Source organism: Barnesiella propionica (assembly GCF_025567045.1).
GTDB lineage: Bacteria > Bacteroidota > Bacteroidia > Bacteroidales > Barnesiellaceae > Barnesiella_B > Barnesiella_B propionica.
Map to the genome: position 1 here is coordinate 254,319 of NZ_JAOQJK010000003.1, position 25,483 is coordinate 279,801.

Annotated in this window: 19 protein-coding genes; 3 read left to right on the forward strand and 16 right to left on the reverse strand. The window is 41.9% G+C overall.

Features of this window, described 5'->3' with window-relative positions; genetic code table 11:
* Window positions 1-52: 52 nt before the first annotated feature.
* The 10 genes from OCV73_RS05790 to OCV73_RS05835 form a co-directional block, all read right to left on the reverse strand.
* A complete protein-coding gene (locus tag OCV73_RS05790) occupies window positions 53-493 on the reverse strand; it encodes a gliding motility lipoprotein GldH (RefSeq protein WP_243764731.1) in 441 nt (146 codons plus the stop codon).
* Between the two features lie 13 nt (window positions 494-506).
* Complete coding sequence (locus OCV73_RS05795; RefSeq protein ID WP_147550233.1) at window positions 507-1,859, reverse strand: PSP1 domain-containing protein; 1,353 nt, start codon at window positions 1,857-1,859, stop codon at window positions 507-509.
* A gap of 130 nt (window positions 1,860-1,989) precedes the next feature.
* On the reverse strand, window positions 1,990-3,531 hold the full coding sequence (gene rny / locus OCV73_RS05800; RefSeq protein WP_147550236.1) for a ribonuclease Y: 1,542 nt from the start codon (window positions 3,529-3,531) through the stop codon (window positions 1,990-1,992).
* A gap of 107 nt (window positions 3,532-3,638) precedes the next feature.
* On the reverse strand, window positions 3,639-3,941 hold the full coding sequence (zapA, locus tag OCV73_RS05805) for a cell division protein ZapA (RefSeq protein ID WP_147550239.1): 303 nt from the start codon (window positions 3,939-3,941) through the stop codon (window positions 3,639-3,641).
* Window positions 3,942-3,949: 8 nt separating this feature from the next.
* Window positions 3,950-4,243, reverse strand: a complete 294-nt coding sequence (locus OCV73_RS05810; protein ID WP_147550242.1) for a hypothetical protein — start codon at window positions 4,241-4,243, stop codon at window positions 3,950-3,952.
* 129 nt (window positions 4,244-4,372) lie between these two features.
* Window positions 4,373-6,358, reverse strand: coding sequence for a type I pullulanase (gene pulA, locus OCV73_RS05815; RefSeq protein WP_147550245.1), 1,986 nt, complete (start codon window positions 6,356-6,358; stop codon window positions 4,373-4,375).
* 55 nt (window positions 6,359-6,413) lie between these two features.
* On the reverse strand, window positions 6,414-7,565 hold the full coding sequence (locus tag OCV73_RS05820; RefSeq protein ID WP_147550248.1) for a DUF6359 domain-containing protein: 1,152 nt from the start codon (window positions 7,563-7,565) through the stop codon (window positions 6,414-6,416).
* Window positions 7,566-7,621: 56 nt separating this feature from the next.
* The gene (locus OCV73_RS05825) at window positions 7,622-9,127 is read right to left on the reverse strand and encodes an MBOAT family O-acyltransferase (RefSeq protein ID WP_147550251.1); all 1,506 of its coding nucleotides are present in this window, start codon (window positions 9,125-9,127) and stop codon (window positions 7,622-7,624) included.
* Window positions 9,099-10,343 carry a GDSL-type esterase/lipase family protein gene (locus OCV73_RS05830; RefSeq protein ID WP_167551215.1) on the reverse strand — a complete coding sequence of 415 codons (1,245 nt, stop codon included), beginning with the start codon at window positions 10,341-10,343 and terminating at the stop codon, window positions 9,099-9,101. Before OCV73_RS05830 ends, OCV73_RS05825 begins: the two co-directional genes overlap by 29 nt.
* Window positions 10,333-11,763, reverse strand: a complete 1,431-nt coding sequence (locus tag OCV73_RS05835) for a GDSL-type esterase/lipase family protein (RefSeq protein ID WP_147550257.1) — start codon at window positions 11,761-11,763, stop codon at window positions 10,333-10,335. Before OCV73_RS05835 ends, OCV73_RS05830 begins: the two co-directional genes overlap by 11 nt.
* Before the next feature lie 225 nt (window positions 11,764-11,988).
* Here OCV73_RS05835 and cls point away from each other — a divergent pair, with 225 nt between their 5' ends.
* Window positions 11,989-13,428 (forward strand): cardiolipin synthase, encoded by a 1,440-nt coding sequence (gene cls, locus OCV73_RS05840; RefSeq protein ID WP_147550260.1) that lies wholly within the window; start codon window positions 11,989-11,991, stop codon window positions 13,426-13,428.
* Between the two features lie 157 nt (window positions 13,429-13,585).
* Complete coding sequence (locus OCV73_RS05845) at window positions 13,586-15,829, forward strand: inorganic phosphate transporter (RefSeq protein WP_147550263.1); 2,244 nt, start codon at window positions 13,586-13,588, stop codon at window positions 15,827-15,829.
* A gap of 112 nt (window positions 15,830-15,941) precedes the next feature.
* On the opposite strand, the gene OCV73_RS05850 is transcribed toward OCV73_RS05845, so the two are convergent.
* The 6 genes from OCV73_RS05850 to OCV73_RS05875 form a co-directional block, all read right to left on the reverse strand.
* Window positions 15,942-18,785 (reverse strand): tetratricopeptide repeat protein, encoded by a 2,844-nt coding sequence (locus OCV73_RS05850; protein ID WP_167551216.1) that lies wholly within the window; start codon window positions 18,783-18,785, stop codon window positions 15,942-15,944.
* A 2-nt stretch (window positions 18,786-18,787) separates the two neighbouring features.
* A complete protein-coding gene (locus tag OCV73_RS05855) occupies window positions 18,788-19,933 on the reverse strand; it encodes a toll/interleukin-1 receptor domain-containing protein (RefSeq protein ID WP_167551217.1) in 1,146 nt (381 codons plus the stop codon).
* 244 nt (window positions 19,934-20,177) lie between these two features.
* Window positions 20,178-21,725, reverse strand: coding sequence for a lytic transglycosylase domain-containing protein (locus OCV73_RS05860; RefSeq protein WP_147550272.1), 1,548 nt, complete (start codon window positions 21,723-21,725; stop codon window positions 20,178-20,180).
* A 10-nt stretch (window positions 21,726-21,735) separates the two neighbouring features.
* Window positions 21,736-22,401 carry a DUF5683 domain-containing protein gene (locus OCV73_RS05865; RefSeq protein ID WP_262512886.1) on the reverse strand — a complete coding sequence of 222 codons (666 nt, stop codon included), beginning with the start codon at window positions 22,399-22,401 and terminating at the stop codon, window positions 21,736-21,738.
* Window positions 22,402-22,514: 113 nt separating this feature from the next.
* On the reverse strand, window positions 22,515-23,390 hold the full coding sequence (locus OCV73_RS05870) for a ParB/RepB/Spo0J family partition protein (RefSeq protein ID WP_147550275.1): 876 nt from the start codon (window positions 23,388-23,390) through the stop codon (window positions 22,515-22,517).
* An 18-nt stretch (window positions 23,391-23,408) separates the two neighbouring features.
* Window positions 23,409-24,173: a ParA family protein gene (locus tag OCV73_RS05875; protein WP_147550278.1), complete on the reverse strand. Its 765-nt coding sequence runs from the start codon at window positions 24,171-24,173 to the stop codon at window positions 23,409-23,411.
* Window positions 24,174-24,554: 381 nt separating this feature from the next.
* Between OCV73_RS05875 and OCV73_RS05880 the strand changes: the two genes are divergently transcribed.
* Entirely contained in the window at window positions 24,555-25,406 is an 852-nt protein-coding gene (locus tag OCV73_RS05880; protein WP_147550281.1) for a nitroreductase family protein, read from the forward strand.
* Window positions 25,407-25,483 lie beyond the last annotated feature (77 nt).

The window sequence follows — 25,483 nt, forward strand, 5'->3', positions numbered from 1 at the left end:
GGAATGAAAGTTTTCGGTAGAAACTTTCATTCCGCATTATGATTAATTAGTATTATGGACGTTTGACAATACGGATACCTATATCTGCCACTCCCTGTACCATATCGTCCCGCATAGCTTGTTGTACAGTAATAATTTTTTTACCCGAACGACCGTACTTTACATTTCCTTTCAACTTTATTTCATGCTGGTATAAAGATCCCCAGCCCGATCCGGACCAACGCCCGAATTCATCAGCCAGTTCACAATTCACCGTATCGGTCTTCAATCGTCCGTACTCGCTGGAATAAGTTACGAAAAGCCACAGATTTCGATAATCGAAATTATCGTTATGCCGCAACCCCAGATATATATCATAATGACTTACCGTATCGGTTATCTCGGGAGTAAATCTCTGTACATCTCTTTTATACCATCCGTTCTTAGGCAGGTGAAGAAAAGTATTATACACATCATTCGTTCCCGAACATGAAATCATTAACAAGGAAAACATAAAGATAAAACACTTATTCCGCGGGCTTTTCATTTTCTTTATCCTTGCTCTTGTTGTTATTATTTACAGAATTATTATTTCGGACATTATTGTTATTATTACCGCCGTTATTATTACCATTCCGGTTAAGTCCGTTATTTCTTTTTTTCGGACGGTTATTATTTCCCGGTTCCCTATTCTCCTGACGGTTCTGTGAACGTCTCTCATCCTGGGTTTCTGCATCTTGTCGTTTATTACCGCCCTGATTATTGACTCCGTTACTATTACCTTTACCCTTACGGTTATTTTTCTTCCGGGTTTTATCGAACCGGGTAAGGCTGTCTTGGCCCACGACATCTTCAAATTCCTTACGCACCGGCTCCTGTGATCCTTCGCGCACCAGCTCATCCGGCTTTATACCGCGTTTATTCAAAGCGATTATCTCGAACACCCGGTCGGCATCAATCGTCACCAGATTGGCGATAACATCTTTACTGGTCGAATATGTTAACTGACGTTTGAATATATCGGTCTTGAAATGATAGTAAGAACCCATTTTCGTTTCAAGAACGACCTCCCGGGAAGGGAGTTTTTTCTGAGATTCCACATAAGCATCCACTTCATAATTCAGGCAACATTTCAGTTTCGCACACTGTCCGGCCAGTTTTTGCGGGTTCAGGGATATATCCTGAAACCGGGCGGCACTCGTTGCTACCGAAACAAAGCTGGTCATCCATGCCGAACAACAAAGCTGACGCCCGCAAGGGCCTATTCCTCCTATACGCCCGGCCTCCTGACGGGCACCGATTTGTTTCATTTCTATACGCACTCTGAACGCGTCTGCCAGTACTTTTATCAACTGGCGGAAGTCTACACGGTCATCGGCAATATAATAGAAAATAGCTTTATTTCCGTCACCCTGGTATTCCACATCTCCGATCTTCATATTCAGCTTCAAGTCTTCTGCTATCTTACGCGCTTTCAGCATAGTACTATGTTCCTTAGCTTTGGCTTCTTCGAACTTTTCCAGATCGTTAGGCTTAGCTTTGCGATAGATTCTTTTCAAGTCGGGACTATCCGTTTTTACCCCGTTCTTTTTCATCTGTAAAAGAACAAGGCGTCCTATAAGGGTAACTTCGCCGATATCATGGCCCGGAGTTGCCTCTACGGCAACCAAATCACCTTTTTCCAGCTTTATATGCGTCGAATTTTTATAATACCCCTTTCGGGTATTCTTAAACTGCACCTCCACCATCTCAGTATCATCCTGAGCTTCAGGCAGGTCTGCCAGCCAGTCATAACACTGCAATTTCGCACCTTTACGTCGGCAACAGCAAGGGTCCGGCTGTTTTTCGTTATTATTGTTATTATCGTTCGTATTATCCATAAAAATTATTCTTTAGGACTATGAGCCCCGTTTACAGGACAAAACCACAGACGACACACAACCATCAAAGATAGTGAGCGGCAACTGTGGTTGTCCGAATATATTATTTACCGGAAATAATCAGCCTCGGTTATTTTGCAAAACTTACGGCGCGGGTTTCACGTATAACTGTGATCTTCACCTGTCCCGGATATGTCATTTCATCCTGAATCCGTTTTGCGATTTCTGTCGACAGCTTTTCGGTCTCCGTATCATCAATCTTATCGGCTCCCACAATCACACGCAGCTCGCGACCTGCCTGAATAGCATAAGTCTTCAGTACTCCGGGATACGACAAAGCCAGCTGCTCGAGATCGTTCAGACGCTTGATATATGCTTCAACGATTTCACGGCGTGCCCCGGGACGTGCTCCCGAAATAGCGTCACAAACTTGTACAATAGGAGCTAACAAACTGGACATTTCGGTTTCATCATGGTGCGCCCCGATTGCATTGCAAATGTCCGGTTTCTCTTTGTATTTTTCCGCCAGTTTCATACCCAACAATGCGTGCGGTAATTCCGGTTCTTCATCGGGCACTTTACCTATATCGTGCAACAATCCGGCACGTTTTGCTTTTTTAGGATTAAGTCCCAGTTCCGAAGCCATTACAGCACACAAATTCGCTGTTTCACGGGAATGTTGCAACAAATTCTGTCCGTAAGAAGAACGGTATTTCATTTTGCCCACCAGACGGATAAGTTCAGGATGAAGCCCATGAATACCCAAATCGATAGCGGTACGTTTTCCGGTCTCTATGATTTCCTCCTCTATTTGCTTCTTAACTTTAGTTACAACCTCTTCGATACGGGCAGGATGGATACGCCCGTCAGTTACCAGCTGATGTAATGCCAAACGGGCAATTTCTCTTCTCACGGGATCAAAAGCCGAGAGTACAATAGCTTCCGGGGTATCGTCCACGATAATTTCCACTCCTGTAGCGGCTTCCAAGGCTCGTATATTCCGGCCTTCCCGTCCTATAATCCGGCCCTTAATCTCATCCGATTCGATGTGAAACACCGTTACGGCATTTTCTATGGCCGTCTCAGTAGCAACGCGCTGGATACTCTGTATAACAATTCGTTTTGCTTCTTTATTTGCCGTCAATTTAGCATCATCCATTATATCGTTGATATAGGATGCAGCCTCGGTTTTAGCTTCCTCTTTTAAGGACTCTATAAGTTTTTCTTTCGCTTCTTCGGCCGAAAGTCCCGAAAGGTGTTCCAGACGTTCTACTTCCGATTTATGTAATTTATCCAGTTCTTGTTTTTTCTTCTCTACGATTTCGAGCTGTGCATCCAGATTAGTCCGTACCGCCTCGATCTCGGTCTTTTTTCTCTGCAAGTCCTGTTGTTGTTGATTCAACTGCAATTCACGTTGTTTCTGTTTAGCCTCAGCAGACTGGATTTTTGCATTACGGGCATTAGCCTGTTTTTCCATCTCGGTCTTCAGATGCAGAAATTTCTCTTTTACTTCCAGTAATTTATTCTTTTTAATTACTTCGGCCTCTTTCGTAGCTTCGTCCACAATTGCCTTGGCCCTGGCGTCGAGAATATAGCGGTTGATGAGGAACACGATAAATCCTCCCAACAACAAGCATCCTATGCCGATTCCGATTAATAATATGTAATCCATTTGTTCGTAAGTTATTAATTATAAAAAAGCACTACTCACCAAGTCTTTTTCAGACTCCGTTCGCAGTGCAGGATATTGTCTCTAAAAAAATATTTACAAAACTACTTTCAACGCCCGGCGTTAAAATATTTGTCTATTTCATTTTCCAGGCTTTCTATGCCTGAGGTAAATGTATTACGTTCCTGAGAGGCTTCCAGAAATAACCTTGCGAATTGCAAAGCCACCATAGCCAGATATTCTTTAGATCCCAGATTACTACCCCTGTATCGTTCCTTATAGGCTGTCCAGCGGTCATTCACCTTTTTTGCCGCCTCCCTTATCAAAGCTTCCTCCTCTACGCTTTTAGCCTCAAGAGGAAACTTATTTTGGATATCAGCTATTTTCAAAGAAATTTTAATTTTATCGCTCATAGCATCGCCTATTCATTTAACAGAGAGATGCATTTATCGATTTCCCGCACCAATTTGGCAAATCTGGCCTTAGCTTCCTGGTCTGCGCCCTCTCCAAGCGACAATTCCCGGGCCATTTTCAAATTTTTATATTTTGTTTCAGCCTCCGCCAGTTTCGTCTGTAATTCGTCGCACACTTGTTGCTGCGCAGCCAAACGATTTTCCAATACCTTGTTCTCGTTTTCCAGCCTTCTGCTTTCCGAAATAAGCCTGTTCAGCTTATCCCCGAAGATTTCCAGTATTTTCTTAGGACTTTCGGCCATTTCTATACCAAATTCTACACAAATATAAGTATTATCATCGAAAATTAAAGAACCGGCGGCTCTTTTTATCGAAAGCCACCGGTATATTAATACTTTTTCACAACCATTTAGAAAATAGCCGACACACTTTTAACGTTTCATGATTAATGCGCTGAAAGGGGGAACCACGACATTTCCTCCGGATACCTGCCGTATTCCATTCTCATTTATTTGCCCGTTATCACATATCACAGTCCATGTGCCTTGGGGTATCCTGACCACCGCATCTTTATCATTACCGTTAAAGGTTACCCAGATATCGGCCCAACTGTCGCCGTTTGCATGATCCTTCAACAAGTAAGAAACCACGTTAGGCTGTGTCTGCGGAGCGAATTCCAGATGTTTTTGTATATCTTCGGCAGTTGTCATTCTGAAAGCAGGATGGTTCTTCCTCAATTCTATCAATTGCTTATAATAGCTGAAAAGATCATTATATTTTTCCTTTTGACTCCAGTCTATCCGGTTTATACTGTCGGGAGATTCGTACGAATTTTTCACTCCTTTTTTGTCTCTGAAAACTTCTTCTCCTGCAAAAATAAAAGGAACGCCCTGCGAAGTAAGAATAATAGTCTGGGCCAGCTTATCAAACCGGAGCAAATCTTCCTCCGAAGCGTCCGGTACAGATATTTTAAATTTATCGACCAGGCAAAAATCGTCATGACAGGAAACATAATTAATCACATCTGCAGGAGATAATGCATACGGAGCATCCGAATAATTAACCTGTGTATAATCTATCTGAGGATGTCGGGTAGCACCTACAATACCAAATTTCACACTCTCTTCCAATCCCCGTTGTCCGGAGGCAAATCCCGGCTCTTTATCTTTATGCACACTGCCTTTTACTGCATCCCTGATATCGTCACTGAATACTGCCACACCCGGCATTTTCGGCGCATTTACCTTCAATCCGCGCTTTTCTGCAGGATAGGGGGAATTACCTGCAGCCCAGCCTTCGCCATAAATGAATATACTAGGATCTATTTTATCGAGTTCGGCCCGCAACTGGTTCATTGTCTCGATATCATGAATACCCATCAAATCGAAACGAAAGCCGTCCACATGGTACTCTTTTACCCAATACAGGACGGACTCTATGAGATAACGGCGCATCATTTCCCGTTCCGAAGCCGTTTCATTTCCGCACCCGGATGCATCGGAATAGCTCCCGTCCGGATTATGCCGGTAAAAATACCCGGGCACGGTAAGACTGAAATTAGAACCGTCTCCGGTATATGTATGATTATATACTACATCCATAACTACACGTAACCCGTTTTTATGCATAGCCTGTATCATCTCTTTCATTTCACGTATCCGCGTAGCCGGATCATAAGGATCGGTAGAATAAGAACCTTCCGGAACATTATAGTTTTGAGGATCATATCCCCAGTTATACTTATTATCCCCTAATTGGGTTTCGTCAATGGAACCGAAATCATAAGAAGGTAATATATGTACATGAGTAACTCCTAATTCTTTCAGATGATCTATTCCGGTTTTTAGCCCTTGGGGAGAACGGGAACCTTCTTCGGTCAATGCCAGGAACTTTCCTTTATTCCGTATACCGGAAGTCGAGTCTATAGAAAAATCCCTGTGATGCACTTCATACAAAATAATATCTGTAAAATTTTTCAGTTCAGGCTTCCGGTCATTCTCCCAACCTTCGGGATTGGTAGCGGCCATATCGATAATCGCGGCACGTTTTCCGTTTACCCCCACTGCCTTTGCCCAAATTCCGGGGGTTTCGGCCAACCATTTTCCGTCCTTCGTCTGAATAGAGAAAGTATAGAATTTACCGTAAAGCAAAGAATCTATCTCTGTCCTCCACGGAGAATACGGACTACTACGGTGCATATCCACCATAGCATAGGGAGCCCCTTTTTCTCCGTCATTATATAAACGAAGTTTTACGGCACGGGCAGTTGGAGCCCATAAAGCAAAACGGGTCGTATCACCGCTTACGGTTAATTCGAGGTCATCTCCGCTATAAGCGGGATATTTATCATAAGGAAGGGCACTATAGCCCGAAAAAGTGAGGAGCACTGCAGAAAAAACAGTCAGATATCTTTTCATAAACTTAATTTTTCAGATTCTAACTTTATAACAAACAAGCCGCGCTTTTGCTTGATTATTGTACTATAACTTTTGCTACTTTCAAAGGTGAACGCACTAAATAACAACCCGGAGAAACCTGTATTACCGAATTTCCGGAAGGGACATAAACCTGCTTATATAATTGTCCGGTAATAGAATAAACCTGAATATTCAAACCCGGTTCCGCTTTGCAAGACATCTCTATACGTCCATTCCCTCCTTTTGCCAGAAAAACAAATTCCTGGGCATCGGGCAAAGAAACAGATGCTGTCGGTTCATAATCACTGACATGGATATTGTCGATATTTATTCCATATGGGGTATTTTCACCTTTCTGAAATTTCACTCGCCAATTTCCGGGTTTATTTACATAATATTGAAATTCTTTGAGGCTTTTCGATAATTTTATATTCTTGGCAACTGCTTCCCAGTTTTTTCCTCCATCCGGCGAAATATAAACAGAAACCGTCCCGTTCTTATCGGTATCATACCAAGCCGCCCAAAAACGAATATAACCGATACCGTCGGATTTATCATCTCCCATAACAATATATCCGGGCTCACCGGACGTACTCTCCGTCAATCTCAGGTGAGCAGCAGCACCGTCCCACTTGGCATCACCGCCAGTCATTCCTAAAGTCGCACCTTTGAATATCCAGGTCCCTGTCTCTCCTTTATAAGTACCTCCTCCATACATGAGCGAACTATTAGGAGTATATCCCTTTTTCGTTTCAAAATCTTCAAAAAGATTCCAATATTGTGTCTTATCAGACAGATCTTGGGAAAGGACTTCGGAACTTATAGGATTCTTAATCCCTTTCTTATTAAAATAATCCACCAGGGCCCCTGATACCAACACTTCAGCACCCCAGTACCGAGGATTTTCGTCAAGATTATAATTATCTGCGTCTATCTTCACGATCAAACACTTATCCAGATTTATTTCCATTTTGTTATCAGCAATCAGCCACGCGGAAGATCCGGAGAAAGGAGGAGCGACATGATAAAAATATTTATTATTCGAATATTCGTTCATTTCTCCCACGACATATCCGCGCACGTAAACTGTTCCTTTCTTGTCCAATGCTTCATTTACCGAATAAGGAGACTCTTGCGTCCCGGAACCGGCAAAAGCAAAAAGAGAAAAAAAGAGAGATATAATTAAAGTAAGTAGATTTCTATTCATATATACGTCGTTATTTGACTTATTAATTTTCAAATATACAAAAAATTATTTTCAATTTAAAACTGAAAATAAATAAATGGTACAAGTTCACTGGAACGCACTTGTAACACTAAAAATATAACCATCGCAAAAACAAAAGCTTTACCGGCCAATGGCAGCCACTCGAGCCCCTTCTGTATTCGCAAAGAATACTTATGAGGCGTAAAATGAAGAATGAATCCGATCAGCATTGTAACAACGATCAACAAATATCCGTCCACAAAAGCAGGAATAATCTCAGGGTGGAAATTCGTAAATATCTGAGTAAATATCTGTCCGGCTACCTCCAGCGAAGGAGCCCTGAAAAATACCCAGCCTATGCAAATCAGGTTAAATGTAAAAAATACATTTATAAAATGACGAAATTTTCCCGCCGGCTTATTTTTATTTTCGGGAAATATATGTCTGAAAAATTTATGTATGACCAGTAAAAAACCGTGCCACGCCCCCCAAATGATAAATAACCAGGAGGCACCATGCCATAAACCGCCTATTACCATCGTGATGAAAAGGTTCACATAAATACGCCACCGGGGAACGCGGCTACCTCCCATGGGAATATAAAGATAATCGCGCAACCAGTTCGATAATGAAATGTGCCAGCGCCTCCAGAATTCGGTTATGGAAGCAGACTTATAAGGCGAATCAAAATTTATTTTAAACCGGAATCCCATCAAAAGAGCAAGCCCTATAGCCATATCCGAATATCCCGAAAAATCACAATAAATCTGCAAAGTATAACCATAAACGCCCATAAGATTTTCGAATCCACTGTATAACAATGGATTATCGAATATACGGTCTACAAAATTACCACTGATATAATCAGAAATAACCACCTTCTTTATTAATCCGGTAATGACAAGAAAAAGCCCTTCGCCCATCATTTCGGGAGTAATCTCCAACGGACGGTGTATCTGGGGGACAAAGTCCTTGGCTCGTACAACAGGACCCGCAACGAGAGGCGGAAAAAAAGACAGGAAAAATATATAGTCACGCAAACTCGTTAAAGGATCCATCTCTTTACGGTATACATCTATAATATAACTAAGAGAACGGAACGTAAAAAAAGAAATGCCGATAGGAAGTACAATGTTAAAAGGATCGAAATCCTGCTGACGTATATTAGCGATGGTTTCAAATATAAGGTTGGTATACTTAAAATAACATAACATGCCCAGATTCGCTGATATACTGAGCAGTACCAGTAAGCGCCTCAAAACCCTGTTTTCCGTCCGCCCTAACCCCATACCGATACAATAATCCCAGATACCTACGGCCAGCAACGTAAGTACATAAACGCCACTCGACTTATAATAAAAGTAGAACGAAAAAAGGATGACATAAATAATACGTAAAGATTCATGATGCTTCAATAATCTGTATAAAAGCAGAAAACCGGTAAAAATGAAAAAGAATAGCCCGCTGTTAAACAATAACGGATTACGTTCGTCATATAGGAAAAGTTTCCCCAACCTCCCGAAATCAATAATTTTACTCAAATCTATGTTGAATATATCCATGATAATCGTCCATTAAACTTTGATACAGTAAATTGCCCTGAATGCGGTAACCTTCAGCTGTACAGTGAATACGGTCCCGGGCCATCAATCCCGATCTCACCCATTTCGAAGAAGAACCCGTACCCCCGGACACCATATACCAATCCCATACAGGCAGTCCTTTATCTCCGGCATAATTCAGTATAATATCCCGCACATCGGAAATCTGCCGATTCACCGCAAAATAAGTCCGGCGACCTCCTTTCCGCCTACGTCCGCGCATGCGTTTCTGGCATTCCGCGGGGGTAGTCAGCAGCACAGGAACTTCAGGCATATCTTTTTGCAAGGAAGAAACCAGCATATCTATATTTCGTCTGATAACCATAGCATCGGCCCGGCTACCGAACGCCTCATTGGTTCCCAATGAGATGATGACAATATCGGGATGAAGAGCAGCGGCCTGGGGTGTAAAATCAGGTATGGACGCATAATTTTCGTACATAGCCCCGTTATTCCCTACGACATGGTACAAAACACCTTTTTCTCCGTTCTCCAGGCTGGCACCATAAAACAGGCAAGAATCGATTGCCCCTGTAACCAATCCTCGCAAACGCAGACTACAAACCGGTTCAGCCAATTCATAACAGGTCATGAAAGGATATAAAGAATCTACCCTCAACGCCTGCATCCCGTCCGAAATATGCAGACGCGGCGACATAGGCGCATGGAAAAGTTCTATACGGTTGAAACTATTGCATGCAGTTTGGCTCAATGTCTCTATGTTCAGATCTATCTCACGGCTCTCCGGAACTAAAGATATTCCTCCTACACCCAAAGGATATTTATTATATTTTCCCACACATCTGGAAAAATCCCAGTCTATGTCCGATGTAATAGAATAATCCCGGGGTTCATTAGTCTTCGCCAACTTCAACGGCACAATCAGTCCCCTACCCGCATTTCCGAAAGTTTTTTGCAACTCGGCCATTACCTCTCCCGAAAAAAAACCGGCCTGCAAATGGGAATCCCCGATATGCAGCACTCTCACCACGTGTCCCGAATCTTTTAAAGCATATAGCTTATCATAAAAACCATGTAATAGCCCCGCAGGGTCTTTTATCCGGTTAGAATCTTTTTTTATACAGGATAGAACAGCGATATCACCTTGTGCATAAGCACCGGATGAGAGCATCGACAAACATGCCAGCCCCAATATATAGAATAGTTTAATCCTCATGTCCCGTAATATTTTCTGAAGGTTCCAAAGCCAGTTCCAGTGACCGTACGAAATAACCAGCCAATTGTTTGCCCCCCGCATGATTGATATGTGTATAATCTTTATTTGCCAAAGGCGGTTTATGCCCTACGAAAGACAGCATACTGTTATATCCTCCCATCGCCTGATAAGTATCCCAGAAAACAACCCCTAACGAACGGGCCACCTCGCGCTGTGCTTCCACCAAAGCAGGGACAGCAGGCATCGTTATGAACTCTCCGTCTTTACGGTAACTGCGGTCACCCACGCCTAAGATCATTACATTTGCATCCGGATAACATTCCTTCAAATGGGAAACAGCCTGTTTCATTTGCCCTGCATACTTACGATAATCGGTTATCTCAGCTGTCATGACATTTAATCCGTATTCCAATACTATCAGATCGTACGGTATAAAACCGTTCATTTCAAAACTTTTTCCCACATTCATTCTGCCGAGAGAAGTACCTGAATACCCTCTGATAGAAATATTGTCGACCGAAACTCCTGTCTGCCCGTCCAGCCACACACCAAGAGCCGTAAAGCCGGAAACACTGTCTACCCTAACTTGAAAAGAAGAAGTCTCCCCTTCGAGCACCAATTCCTGAATTTCTCCGGACGAAGAAGGTGAATACGACATCCATACTCCGTCGCTTAAGCGCATTCTAACAGTACTGCGATTTCTGTTTATAAAAAGGAACCGGGATACATTCCATTTATCCGCACCTTTCAAACGGTTCGTCCCTTTATATGTCGCTACAGCACCTTCTTCCGGAATATAATACTGATGAAGCAAAGTCATTTTATCCCATTCCATTGCTTTGGGATTCACCACATTATGAGTAATCCATCCTTTCCCGCTCTGCACGATCGAACGGCGGAATCCGGGAAATTCCGAATACATGTTGACATATCCTACTCCACCTCCCCCGAAACGGGCTTGCAGCTCCTCCCGTATATTTTGTGTGAATATATCCGCTTCGATATAAGAATCCCCCAGAAATGCAATCCGCACAGGTCTGTCCGAAGATTTACAAGTACGCAAGGCATCCAGAAAGCGAGAAAGACCGTCTCCAGACGGGGAGAAATCTTCAAAAACCACCGTCCCGTTGGAAAGCCTGGGAGGATTTCGGCGTATTACCGTCGTATCGCCGCTCTGAATCGCAACACGGGTATCTTCTTGTATGCGGGTAGTATCTTCAGGCAAAACCTCATCAGCATATCGCACCTCCTTTTCCGGGACATATGCAGGAATATCCTTAACCCGTATATCCGATATAAGATCGATCTTTTTGGTTTTTAACGGCCCCCACTCGACAGTTGGCAAAAAAGAGAAGACGACAAGAAACAACAATGTAAACAGGAACAACCATATTATCTGGTTAAAAGAATCCTTCTTCATCTGCCCCTACTTTTTTAAATTCTAAATTGTAAACATTAAAATAACATCGCACGATTGAGATCACAAAAGTAGATAAAATTCAGAAGTTACATCCCGATTTATAATAAGATTTATACGATAAAAATTCATATATCCGCACCTTAGCAGGTTTCAACACTCCAACAAAATAACATTACGATTGTTTTTTAAAAAACTTTTAGCTATTTTAGTCGTCAAATCTTTTACATGACAGAACTGATCATACATCCGGCCGACTGGTTATATTATGCCTTGTATTTGATATACGCTATCACTATCATAGGTACGATTATTGTTGTCATACTCGAAAACCGCAATCCGGTCAAGAGCATCGCATGGATTGTCGTACTTATTTCATTACCGTTCGTCGGCCTTATTTTTTATTTGTTTTTCGGACAGGATTTCAGAAGGCACCGGATGATTTCCCGGAAAAGTAAACGCAAACTGCGTAAAGGAGATTTTTATCCCGCTGTAGAAATAAGCAAACTGAACCTGAGCGAAGACAGCAAACAACTCATCCGCCTATGCTCTTCGATGGGACAAATGACATTCTACCCGGATAACGAAGTGGAAATATTTATTTCAGGTAAGGAAAAATTCGAACGGCTCATCCAGGACATTAATCGCGCCCATAAATACATACACATACAGTATTATATTTTTGAAAATGACAAATTAGGAAATAAGATACGGGATCTCCTCATCGCACGTGCAAAAGAAGGAATAGAAATAAGAGTGATATATGACGATGTAGGATGCTGGCAGGTCAAGAATCGTTTTTTCAACGAGATGAAAACTCACGGTATCGAAGTATATCCCTTCCTGGAAGTAACATTTCCCAGCCTTGCCAACAGGATCAACTACCGGAATCACCGGAAGCTTGTCGTTATCGACGGAAAAGTCGGTTATATAGGAGGGCTTAATATCGCCGACCGGTATATGTCGGAATCGAAATTAGGATTCTGGCGCGATACGCATGCGCGTATCACCGGACCGGCCGTACATGGTCTGCAAGCATCCTTCTCGGTAGACTGGAGTTTTATCCGGAAAGAACTTCTCGCAGGTCCCGATTATTTTCCTCCTACCACCATGTGCGGCAATACCGGGATACAAATAGTCACCAGTGGTCCCATTGGACAGTGGAGTAATATTGCTCTTGGTTTTCTAAGAGCCATTTCCAATGCAAAACGCTATCTCTATATACAAACGCCCTATTTCCTGCCCACCGAGGCACTGCTGAAAGTGATGCAAACGGCGGCTCTTTCCAAAGTAGACGTACGCTTGATGATACCCGACCGTTCCGACTCTATGATTTTGAGACTGGCTACATTTTCTTATGTCTCCCAAATGTTAAAAGCCGGTGTAAAAGTATATCTCTACCAAGGCGGATTTCTTCATGCGAAAACCATCGTATCGGACGACGAATTCTTCACCATCGGTTCCACCAATCTAGATTTCCGCAGCTTTGAACATAATTTCGAAGGAAACGCATTTATGTACGATAAGGAAAAAGCGATAGAAATGAAAGAAATATTCTTTAAAGACCTGGAAAACTGCCAGCGTATTAAACCATCCGTATGGCGCAGACGCCCCACCTGGGAAAAATTTAAAGAATCTGTCGTGCGTCTTATGAGTCCGGTATTATAAAAAATCAATATAGGCCGAACTTTAACAATACTGAGTTGTATCAAATACAGAGTATCAATAATTTCCGGAAACAGGATAGATACAATATTGTAATCGTTTTGTAACATGAAAGTCGTTTCTTTGCAACCGAAAAAAGATATAACGTTAAACACTTCATATGGAAACTTTTTATCTGGCTATTATCGTATTCATTTTCATTATAGCTATATTTGACTTGGCTGTGGGTGTAAGTAACGATGCCGTCAACTTCCTGAATTCCGCCATAGGTTCCAAAGCAGCATCTTTCAGAACCGTAATGATCATCGCCGGTATCGGTATTTTTATAGGGGCATCTTTCTCAAACGGCATGATGGATATAGCCAGACACGGAATCTATCAACCGCAATATTTTTATTTCGACGAAATAATGTGCATATTGCTGGCCGTGATGCTTACCGACGTGGTATTGCTGGATATTTTCAATTCTATGGGAATGCCCACTTCCACAACGGTATCGATGGTATTCGAGCTATTAGGAGGAACGTTTGCCATGGCCATGGTGAAAACCATCAAATCCAATGGCAATCTCGTGCTGGGAGACCTTATCAATACGGACAAAGCCTTATCGGTCATACTGGCGATATTCGTCTCGGTAGCCATTGCATTTTTCTTCGGAACTATCGTACAATATATATCCCGGGTTATTTTTAAATTCAATTATAAAAAGCAGCTCAAATATTTCGGGGCCCTGTTCGGAGGATTTGCCACTACCGCGATCATTTATTTCATTCTTTTTAAGGGATTGAAAGAATCGTCATTCATGACCTCTGAAATCAAACAACTTATACAAGAGTATACGACTCATATCCTGGGCGTGTGCTTCATCGGATTCACCGTACTGATGCAAATATTCCAATGGCTCAAAATCAATATACTTAAAATCGTCGTTCTATTAGGAACTTTCGCACTGGCGCTCGCATTTGCCGGAAATGACCTGGTCAATTTTATCGGAGTCCCCCTCGCCGCGTTCTCTTCCTATACCGATTTTATCCATAATGCCAACGGAACAACACCGGACAGTTTCCTGATGACCTCGCTTACCCAATCGGCAAAGACCCCGATTATATTCCTCATATCGTCGGGAGCAATTATGGTATATGTATTGTTTACATCCAAAAAAGCCCATAACGTTGTAAAAACAGCTCTCGACCTGTCCCGGCAGGAAGAAGGAGAAGAAACATTCGGTACTTCTCCCATAGCCCGGAAGCTGGTGAGGCTGACTACTGGTTCCACATCCAATCTTATCAATGCGATTCCTCCTAAGGTAAGGAGCTGGCTTAATTCCCGTTTCGATAAAGATGATGTTATCTTGGAAAACGGAGCCTCCTTTGACCTCATAAGAGCGTCCGTAAACCTGGTACTGGCCAGTTTGCTTATTGCGTTAGGAACATCAATGAAACTTCCTCTTTCCACTACCTACGTTACATTCATGGTCGCGATGGGTAGCTCGCTGGCCGACCGTGCCTGGGGACGGGAAAGCGCCGTATACCGCATAACCGGAGTTATCTCTGTCATCGGAGGATGGTTCATTACGGCAGGAGCCGCATTCATGATTTGTTTCATGGTAACCATGCTCATTTATTTCGGAGGAACAATCGCTATTATCCTGCTCGGAGCTCTGGTCGCTTATCTCCTCATCCGCAGCCAGATCGTTTACAAACGTAAAATGAAAGTAGAAAAGAACGATACTCTCGTTAAACAAATGCTGGCAAACACAGACAACAATAAAGCACTCGTACTTTTACGCCAGTTCAGCCGGGAAGAATATGCAAAACTCATGGAATGGAGTTCCGTTATTTATAATCAAATGGTAACAGGATTCATCAACGAAAGTTACCGTACCCTGCGCAAAGCGATGAACCATATCGAAGTGGAACGCCGCTATTTCAAACAGGTCAAACGAATAGGTACTATGGGGATTTCCAAACTGAGTGATAAAGACGCTCTTGAAAAGAGCCTCTATCTTTTTCAGGGAAACGATTTTGCCACCGATATATTACACAGTGTAAAACGTATCTGTGAACCCGCACTGGAACATACCGACAACAACTTTAATCCTCTCGAACCGGAACAAAAAGTACACTTCTCCGAAATAGCCGCAGGCATTTCGCAATTCCTGAAAGATTGCGAATTGTGGATCGCACGCAACGAAGGCGAGGGCTTCAAAGACCTCATCTCCACAGGGAATATACTGATCAACCAATTGGCACAAATAAAACGGGAAGAAATGCACCACATGCAAGAACAATCCTCTTATATTAAAGTAGGTATGGTATTCCTCACGATGATACAGGAATCCCAAAATATTGTGGCATTGGCGATAAACCTGCTCAAAATAGACCAGAAATTCCAGGAAGAATAAGCCGCTATAATTTTTTATCACGAAATAAATATCCCTGATTTTCTCCAATGATTATTTAGAGAAAATCAGGAATATTTTTTACATTTACACAACAAAAAACGTTCTGTTTAAATCATTGTGCCATCATGACTTCGTCCACAACAGACCCGTTCCTTTTTTTCCAATCTTTATACCGGTTCAATAACTTTTCCTTATCCGTTCCGGATAAAAGTTCTAACGAAAATTTCAACCCGACTGCTTCAGGCCCGAAATACTCTTGTATAATTTTCCCGTCCTGCATAAATATTACCATTTTAGGTTTATTTTCTAATTGATTTTTATACACAAAAAGGTTATCGTTATTTATACATTCCCATCCGCCACAACATAATATATAATATTTTCCGCGTAAACCTTTACGATAGGCCTGATGATCGCCTTTTATTACCTCTCCCGTAAAGACACATTCCGCCAAAAGTTTGCATAATCTTTCTTTATAAGATATTTTTAAACTCTTTTCGATCAAATCCGACTCTATTAATTGGGATAATAAAAGCGCTACGATATTACGCACGTCCAATACATCCGGAGAATCTTTGCCGGATTTCTCAAGTATCGACAGTAACTTATTATAATATTCCAGCGACTTCGCATAATCGCCCTGAGAAGAATAAATGCCACCAATATTATTATACGATGCGGCAACATCAGGATGATCCGGACCGAAGACCTTTTCACGTATCACCAGAGACTTATGATAATATTCCAAAGACTTTACATAATCGCCCAGGGAACTATAAACAAGCCCGATATTATTATACGATGTGGCAACATCAGGATGATCCGGACCGAAGACCTTTTCAAGTATCACCAGAGACTTATGATAATATTCCAGCGACTTCGCATAATCGCCCTGAGAAGAATAAATGCCACCAATATTATTATACGATGCGGCAACATCAGGATGATCCGGACCGAAGACCTTTTCAAGTATCGACAATGATTTATTATAATATTCCAACGACTTCGCATAATCGCCCAGGGAACTATAAACAAGCCCGATATTATTATACAATGTGGCAACATCGGGGTGGTCCGGACCGAAGACCTTTTCACGTATCACCAGAGACTTATGATAATATTCCAAAGACTTTACATAATCGCCCTGAGAAAAATAAACAAACCCGATATTATTATACGATGTGGCAACATCAGGATGATCCGGACCGAAGACCTTTTCACGTATCACCAGAGACTTATGATAATATTCCAGCGACTTCGCATAATCGCCCTGAGAAGAATAAAAAAACCCGATACTATTATACGATGTGGCAACACTGGGGTGGTCCAGAACAAAAATCTTTTCAAGTATCGACAGCGACCTATTATAATATTCCAACGACTTCGCATAATCGCCCAGGGAAGAATAAATGCCACCGATATTATTATACAATGTGGCAACATCAGGATGATCCGGACCGAAGACCTTTTCAAGTATCACCAGAGACTTATGATAATATTCCAACGACTTCGCATAATCGCCCTGAGAATCATAAACAAGCCCGATATTATTATACGATGTGGCAACATCAGGATGATCCGGACCGAAGACCTTTTCAAGTATCACCAGAGACTTATGATAATACTCCCGTGACTTCGCATAATCGCCCTGAGAAGAATAAATGCCACCAATATTATTATACAATGTGGCAACATCAGGATGATCCGGACCGAAGACCTTTTCAAGTATCACCAGAGACTTATGATAATATTCCAAAGACTTTACATAATCGCCCAGGGAACTATAAACAAGCCCGATATTATTATACAATGTGGCAACATCGGGATGGTCCGGACCGAAGACCTTTTCACGTATCACCAGAGACTTATGATAATATTCCAAAGACTTTACATAATCGCCCAGGGAACTATAAACAAGCCCGATATTATTATACGATGTGGCAACTTGATTACTCTCCTCTCCATTCTCTTTACGGGCGATATCTAACGAACGGGTTATATACTCTTTTGCTTTCTTATAATCCGCTATATATATTAGAAAAAAGTTACCGCACTCCGTCAGATAATCATAATTATCCGGCTCCAAATTTAATCTTTTTTCCAAATAACATGATGCAGAATCATTTTGATACTCCAGCCAGAAACCGTCGGCAATATCTTTATACCGCTGAGCCAGAAAATCACGTAACTCTTTCTGTTTTTTCAGATCAGACTCGGTACGGGCAATCATATCCGGCAGGAAATCCGCAATTGAGGCTTCATTCACCGGCAGCAAACTTTTATTATATTCTACCATCTCGCGGCCTTTTCCTTGTTTTCGCAAGTCCGTGTTAACAATTTCTATCGAATCCAGGGACTGGTAATCTATTCGGGATAATTTATCCGCCTCTTCCAGTATATATTTATCCGAATCGTAATAACGTACGGAAAATTCATTCAAGACTTTTTCCAAACTGTCGCGTTCGGCCCGCAACTGATCATAACGGGCATTTTTTTCTTTCATCGCCGACAACTCCGCATCCTTTTCCGATATTATTTTTTCATAACGGGCTATCTCTGATTCTTTCCGGGTACGTATATTCGTCTCTATCCGGCGGCGCTCGGCCTGCAACTCTTTGGTATTCGCAACTACTATTTCCACTTTTACGTGAGGGTTCAATGCGTATTTTGTACTGCTCAGCTCTTTTGCCGGAGGAGAAATAAGAGTATAGTCCTGTTTGTAAATTCGCTCGAAAACGAATGTGTCCCGCTTATTGGATGTAATAAATAAGGTAAAATCGCCCTTATCATCACTCCGGGATTCCGTCTCTACTTTTAAACGGACATCGGAGACCGGAACCGTCTGGTTCGATTTATTGTAAGAGATCTTCCTCACGTGCCCTGGCTGTGATATTATCTGGGAGAATAACAGAGAGGGAAAAAACATAATAACCAAAAAGCTTATTTTGTATTTCATAGCTATTGTATATATACAGTATTTAAAAGTTTTTCTTCTCCTTGTGTAGGATAAACGGTTTGAATAGCAGCTCTTTTCTCTTTTTTCAGGATAACTGCTTCGTAACGTTTCTTTTGCGCACATAGCGGTATATCCATGGAAAAATATCCGTTGTGATTCGTAACGGATATTTTTCCGGCAATTTCCACCACCACTCCTTCCTCGGGCATATCGGAACCGGCATTCCTCACAAAACCCTGCACCGTCCCATAAGTATTGTCGCGGCTTACCGGCAGGATGAGAGAAGGCTTCAACGGCATGACGGTATCCGTATATACATATCCCCACGACCGGAATACTATTTGGGCATTCTTTCCGGAATATCTCCCCGGAATGTCACTGAACGACACGGGGTTCTCCAGGCTGCCAATCACTTTGCATAACGTATCTTTATTATAGATAAGCAGCACCTGTCCGCCGTCTTCGGGAAAACCGAGACTTTCATTCCGGAAAGTTGTCTCTTCAAATAAAAGTTTTACATCGAACGGACGGTTATATCTCCAGACTCCGTATATGACCGACAATACAGCCAACAAACCGATAGTAGCCGCGACGATTTTTTTTATGATACGCCTGCGGTGGCGGTTCCACAACGAATCAAAAGAAACGCCGAGAATTGCCGAAAGTACCCGGACAAAAGCTTTTTCCCTCTTTATAAACCGGTTGTCATGTCCCTCCTCATGAATATTTATTCCTATCAACTCGGGAAGTTTGCTTTTAAGAACCGGATGAATACATTCCGTTTGAGGATCGTTACTGTACGGGATTCCTTCTATAACAAAAGGGATTATATTCTTTCCGCGCCCAATGGCGATAAAATCGGATATTTCTTTGCCTACCCAGGCCGATTTAGCCGAACGGGATGAACATATAACTATCAAATACCGGGACTGCTTCAACTCCTTTCGCAATTCATCCTTCAGAAACCCCGGCTGTATATCGGTACGGTCCAGGAAAACAGGTTTTAATTTCCGGGGATATCGTTTATCTGTGACACGGATAGTCGAAGGCAGACGGTAATTTTCTATTTTATACTGCAACCATCTCGCCCATTTCTCATCTTCACGCTTGTAGCTGATAAAAGCATAATATTTATATTTTTCTTCCACGGTACATTCTATCTCATATATTCTTCCATTTCCGTTAAAAGAAGAATGTTTAAAACGAATTAAAATTTTGTTTTCAAATATATATTCATTATTCTATATTTCCTATTAAATATATATATATTATTACTTAAACCACACTCATACAAAAACTCAAGGCGGTTCACACAATCTTCGAATTCATGTGAACCGCCTTAAATAAAAATCTATTCTTTATTAACTCTACTTCTCCCGTTATTTTTTAAAGTCAGGTACGGGGAATTTTTAATTTTTGTCCGGGACGAATAGAATTATTCCGCAGGTTATTGGCCCTCTTGATATCCTTATCGCTTACCCCCTTATATTTTTGGGAAATAGACCATAAGCTCTCTCCCGAAACGACCGTATGATAACGGAAATTACCCCCCGGGGATTTCTGATTAGATTTTGTCGATTTAACCTCCTGTTTCTTCACACTTTTCTGTACGGTTTCCGGTCCGGGTGAATCCGGCACTGAATCGTCGTTAGCCGCCACAGCCCGCGAACCTACGCGTAAACGCTGTCCGGCCCGTATATTATTATTTTTAAGCCCGTTCCATTTACGAAGATTACTCACACTCACTCCATACCTGTTGGCAATAACGGAAAGGTTCTCGCCTCTCTTGACGCGATGATAGGCCGATCTGACATTTCCGGTACTGTTCCCGGCAGAAGAGACAGCCGCAAAACTGGCAGGCTCCACAGTAGTACGGCGGGTATAATCAGAGGCATTGTGTGCATAGATCGTATCTTGCGATTCGATAAAGGAAAACACTTGCTGGGAGGGAAGAGCGAGCATATACGGTTTGATATGGCCCGGTATAATATCTTTACGATATTGAGGATTTAAATCCCTGATTTGTTCTATAGGTATTTGCAACACGTCGGCGATCTGTTGAAAATGCACCTGGCGGTCTACATTTATCGTATCGACAATTAACGGCCGTTTCGTCAATACAGGGCAAATATTATGGTCTCTGTAATAATGCATTACATAATTTGCCGCGATAAAAGCAGGCACGTATCCCCGGGTTTCTTTCGGCAGAAACTCGTATATTTCCCAGTAATCGGTTTTTCCTCCAGCTCTGCGAATCGCTTTATTTACATTACCCGGACCGCAATTGTATGAAGCGATTACCAAAGGCCAGTTGTGATATATGGCATACAGGTCGCGCAGGTATTGGGCCGCTTTCTCGGACGACTTATACGGATCGCGGCGCTCGTCCACCATACTGTTCACTTCCAGGCCCAGATTCTTAGCTGTTCCTATCATAAATTGCCACAAGCCGGCAGCTCCGGCCCGGGACGTCGCATTAGGAATAAGAGCAGATTCAATTATAGGAAGGTATTTCAATTCAATAGGCAAACCGGCCTTTTCCAACGCTTGTTCGAAAATGGGCATATAATAAGTACTCCGCCCCAGCATACTTTCCACCAGCATGCGGCGTTTCACGGTGTACATGTCGATATAACTGCGTACGATCTGATTATAAGGCATCTCTATAGCTGTAGGCAACTGGGATAATTTCCGTATATATACAGAATCGGGATATGTCACAATCGAGCTGTGTTTTACACAACTGTCATCCAATACGGCATATTTCTGCATATACCAGTCCGTCATCATATTTTGTACATCCGTCTCGAAGCTCTCCGGATAAACGATATCTTCATCGGTTATGGTATCTTGCACCGTTTTAGGTACATTATATTTTAATTGAGCCGTTCCCGAAAGAAACGCTCCTGCTACGGTAATGGATAATAGAATTCGTCGCATAATGTCAAATTTAAAAGGTTATAGCGCATTGTATTCCCACCGAAGGCAATGCGCACTGATAAGATTCTATTACAGCCGGGTTCCAGCGTACGGAAAGATCGGGTGTAATATCGAAATGATAGAGTTGTGCATCCACATAAGCATCTATCATACATACCAGATAAACTCCTACCATAGATATGATACACAAATCACGGTTCCTCCGGTAGAAATCTTTTCTTTGTTTCAATACATTCTTCAAATAATCTTTATCTATATCTTCCTCCTTTACGGTAGAAGGATAAAAATTCATATAACTATTGGTGGCAGGATCGCTGTCCATAATATCCCTGTATCCGTTCTGATAATCCTTCAGCATCCTTCCATTCCAGGATGTAGCATAAATAAGTCCGGCATATCCGCCTATTACGATAGGGAGTTTCCAGTATCTCCTGTTATATATCTGCCCTAATCCCGGGCATAAAGCCGATAACCATACGGCACGCATCGGATCGGGATTAAAAACCTTTTCGTTCTCTATCGTTACCCGGGTCAATGTAGAATCGGGCAATAATAACGGAATACTGTCATTATATATACCGTTCAGGGAATCGGGTAATACGACAGGCGTTTCTTCCAGTCCGGGTGCTATTTCTTTCGTCCCGTTATTCTTAACCGGAGAAACAGTCCTCTCCATTTCTCGGGAATGTCCTGAAAATAACGAGAAACAGATAAATAATAAAACGAGCAGAGCCCGACTACCGCCGGGCCGTTGAAACCGCTCTATGTTATTTTTCTCTTTTAACAAAATTATTTCAGTTTATCGAACAAGGCAATAAGCCGTTCCAGCTCTTCTTCATTTTTAAACGGAATACTTATTTTTCCTTTTCCTTTTTCATCACAACTAAACTGAACCTTTGTCCGGAAAAAATCGGAAAGATGAGTTTTAAGAATATCATATTCCCTATTCATGACCATTTTTTTCTTGGCCTTTTTCTTCACACTCCCTCCTTCGGCTATCGCCTTGGCCAGTTCTTCCACCTTTCTCACCGAAAGATTATCAGTAAGTATCGCTTCATATAAGCTCAGCTGCTCTGCCGGATCATTTATAGACAGCAATGCTCTCGCATGACCCATATCTATCCGTTTATCCCGAAGCCCTATCTGTATTTCTGCCGGTAATTTAAGCAGTCTCAGATAATTGGCGACAGTAGTTCGTTTTTTTCCTATGCGTTCGCTAAGACGTTCCTGAGTAAGGGCATACTGTTCTATTAGTTTCTGAAAAGTAAGGGCTATCTCTATGGAGTTCAAATCTTCCCGCTGAATATTCTCGATCAGAGCCATCTCCATTAAAGTTTCATCTTCAACCGTACGCACATATGCGGGCACCGAAGCAAGTCCGGCCAGCAATGCCGCACGGTATCTTCGTTCCCCGGCAATAATCTGATACGAATTCATACCGGTCTGTCTCAACGAAATAGGCTGGATGATACCCAGTTCACGAATGGATGCTGCCAGCTCTTCGAGTGCCTCCCGGTCAAACTCCCTACGGGGTTGATCCGGATTGGGTGTAATTTGGGAAAGTTCTATTTCATTAATAGAAGATGTGCCGCTGGTCGAAATATCATCCATCGTTATCAGGGCATCCAGTCCCCTTCCTAATGCGCTTCTTTTCTGTGTTGCCATATCGTTCTCTAAACCTTTTTAATTGGTCTTCTTTATCAATTCTTTCGCCAGTTGCATATGGTTCACACTACCTTTCGAATCACAGTCGTAAAGAATAGCGGGCAAACCGTGGCTGGGAGCTTCGCTCAATTTTATATTTCTCTGAATGACAGTAGAAAAAACCATATCTCCGAAATGACGTTTCAGTTCCTCATATATCTGGTTCGCCAGTCTCAAACGGGCGTCATACATCGTCAGCAAAAAGCCTTCTATTTCCAGTTTCGGATTTAGTTTAGACTTTATTATTTTTATCGTATTCAATAATTTGCTAATACCTTCCAACGCGAAATATTCAGCCTGCACCGGTACGATAACCGAGTCCGAAGCGGTAAGCGCATTCACTGTTATCAGTCCCAGAGAAGGCAGGCAATCAATGAGTATATAATCATAGTTATCTTTCACATCCGTTAACAACCCGTCCAATACCTTCTCACGGCCCGGGACATTGAGTAATTCAAGTTCAGCCCCCACCAAGTCTATACGGGAACCCACTATTTCCAATCCGTCAATACACGTCTTCACTGCCGCTTCTTTAATTGGAGTGCCATTCACCAGACACTCATATACCGAAGTCGTTACTGAACGGGGATCCACGCCCAGTCCGGAAGAAGCATTAGCCTGCGGATCGGCATCAATCAATAGCACTTTCTTTTCCAAAACTGCAAGCGATGCGGCCAAATTTATTGAAGTGGTTGTTTTTCCTACCCCTCCTTTTTGATTTGCAATAGCTATTGTTTTACTCATAACTTAGTATTTTATGCAGGAACAAAGAAAATGCTTTTTATTTGCATAACTAAAACATGCACCTACAAAATATCCTAATTGTTGAAAAGTCGGTTCTTTTGTTAATAACCCTGTGACCCTCATCTTTTTTAACAGATGTTTGATGACAAAGATAATATTTTTATCCGATGGCCGAAAAGCGTTTTATCTATTTTAGTACAACAAAAAATATTACTTTTTGATATATCTATATTTTAAGCTATTTTTGTAAAGTAAGAGTTATTGAAACCACCGGTCATGAAAGGATCGGGTATATTCAGACTATACATCTAACTTTCAATATATTACAAAACAAAAAAACAGACCGGAAAATCAATGTTTTCATATAATAAAAGAAATTGAATGGAATCAAATAACAGAACGATACATATCGAAAAAAATAGTTGTATCAAATGCGGAAAATGTTCACAAGTGTGCCCTGCCGAAATAATGATTCAAGATAAAACCACGAAAGAAATTCGCTTGGAACAGGTCGGTCTTTGTATCGGCTGCGGACATTGTGTGGATGTATGCCCGACCGGCTCGGTGATACACAGCGACTTCCCCCCGGAAAAGATACACCCTATCAATTATTCACTGCTGCCGACCCCCGAACAAATCATGTTATTGGTCAAATCGCGCCGTTCCAACCGGACGATTACATCCAAACCCATTGACAAAAAGAGTTTAGAGCAAATTGTTGAAGCAGCCCGGTATGCCCCGACCGCTACAAATTCACAACAAGTCGCTTTTACGATTGTTACCGATCCAGAAAAACTGCGTCAAATCAGTAACTTCACCATCGAAACATTCGAATCCCTGGTAAAAAAACTGACGAATCCGGCCATAAAAATTTTACTGAAACCCTTTATGCCGGATGTTTATAAATATGTCCCTGCATTTAAAATCCTTAAACAAAAACATTTGGAAGGCAAAGACCCTATCCTTCGAAAAGCAACGGCCCTATTAATTATTCACACGCCCTATTCCAATCGTTTCGGCTGTGAAGATGCCAACCTGGCTTACCAAAATGCATCATTAATGGCTCAGTCATTAGGAATCAGTCAGATTTATATGGGATTTATACTTACTGCTATTAAACAAGACAAAAAAAAGACCTTTTCCCGAATGTTAGGAATTGACGGAAAAATACAAGCTATCATGGCTCTCGGCATACCGGCATTCAAATATCCGAAATATGTGGATCGGATTTAATAACAGAAATTTAAACCAGAGAGAAAAATCACTTCCGTCTTGTTGGGATACGAAATCTTAATAAAGCCTCACTGTTT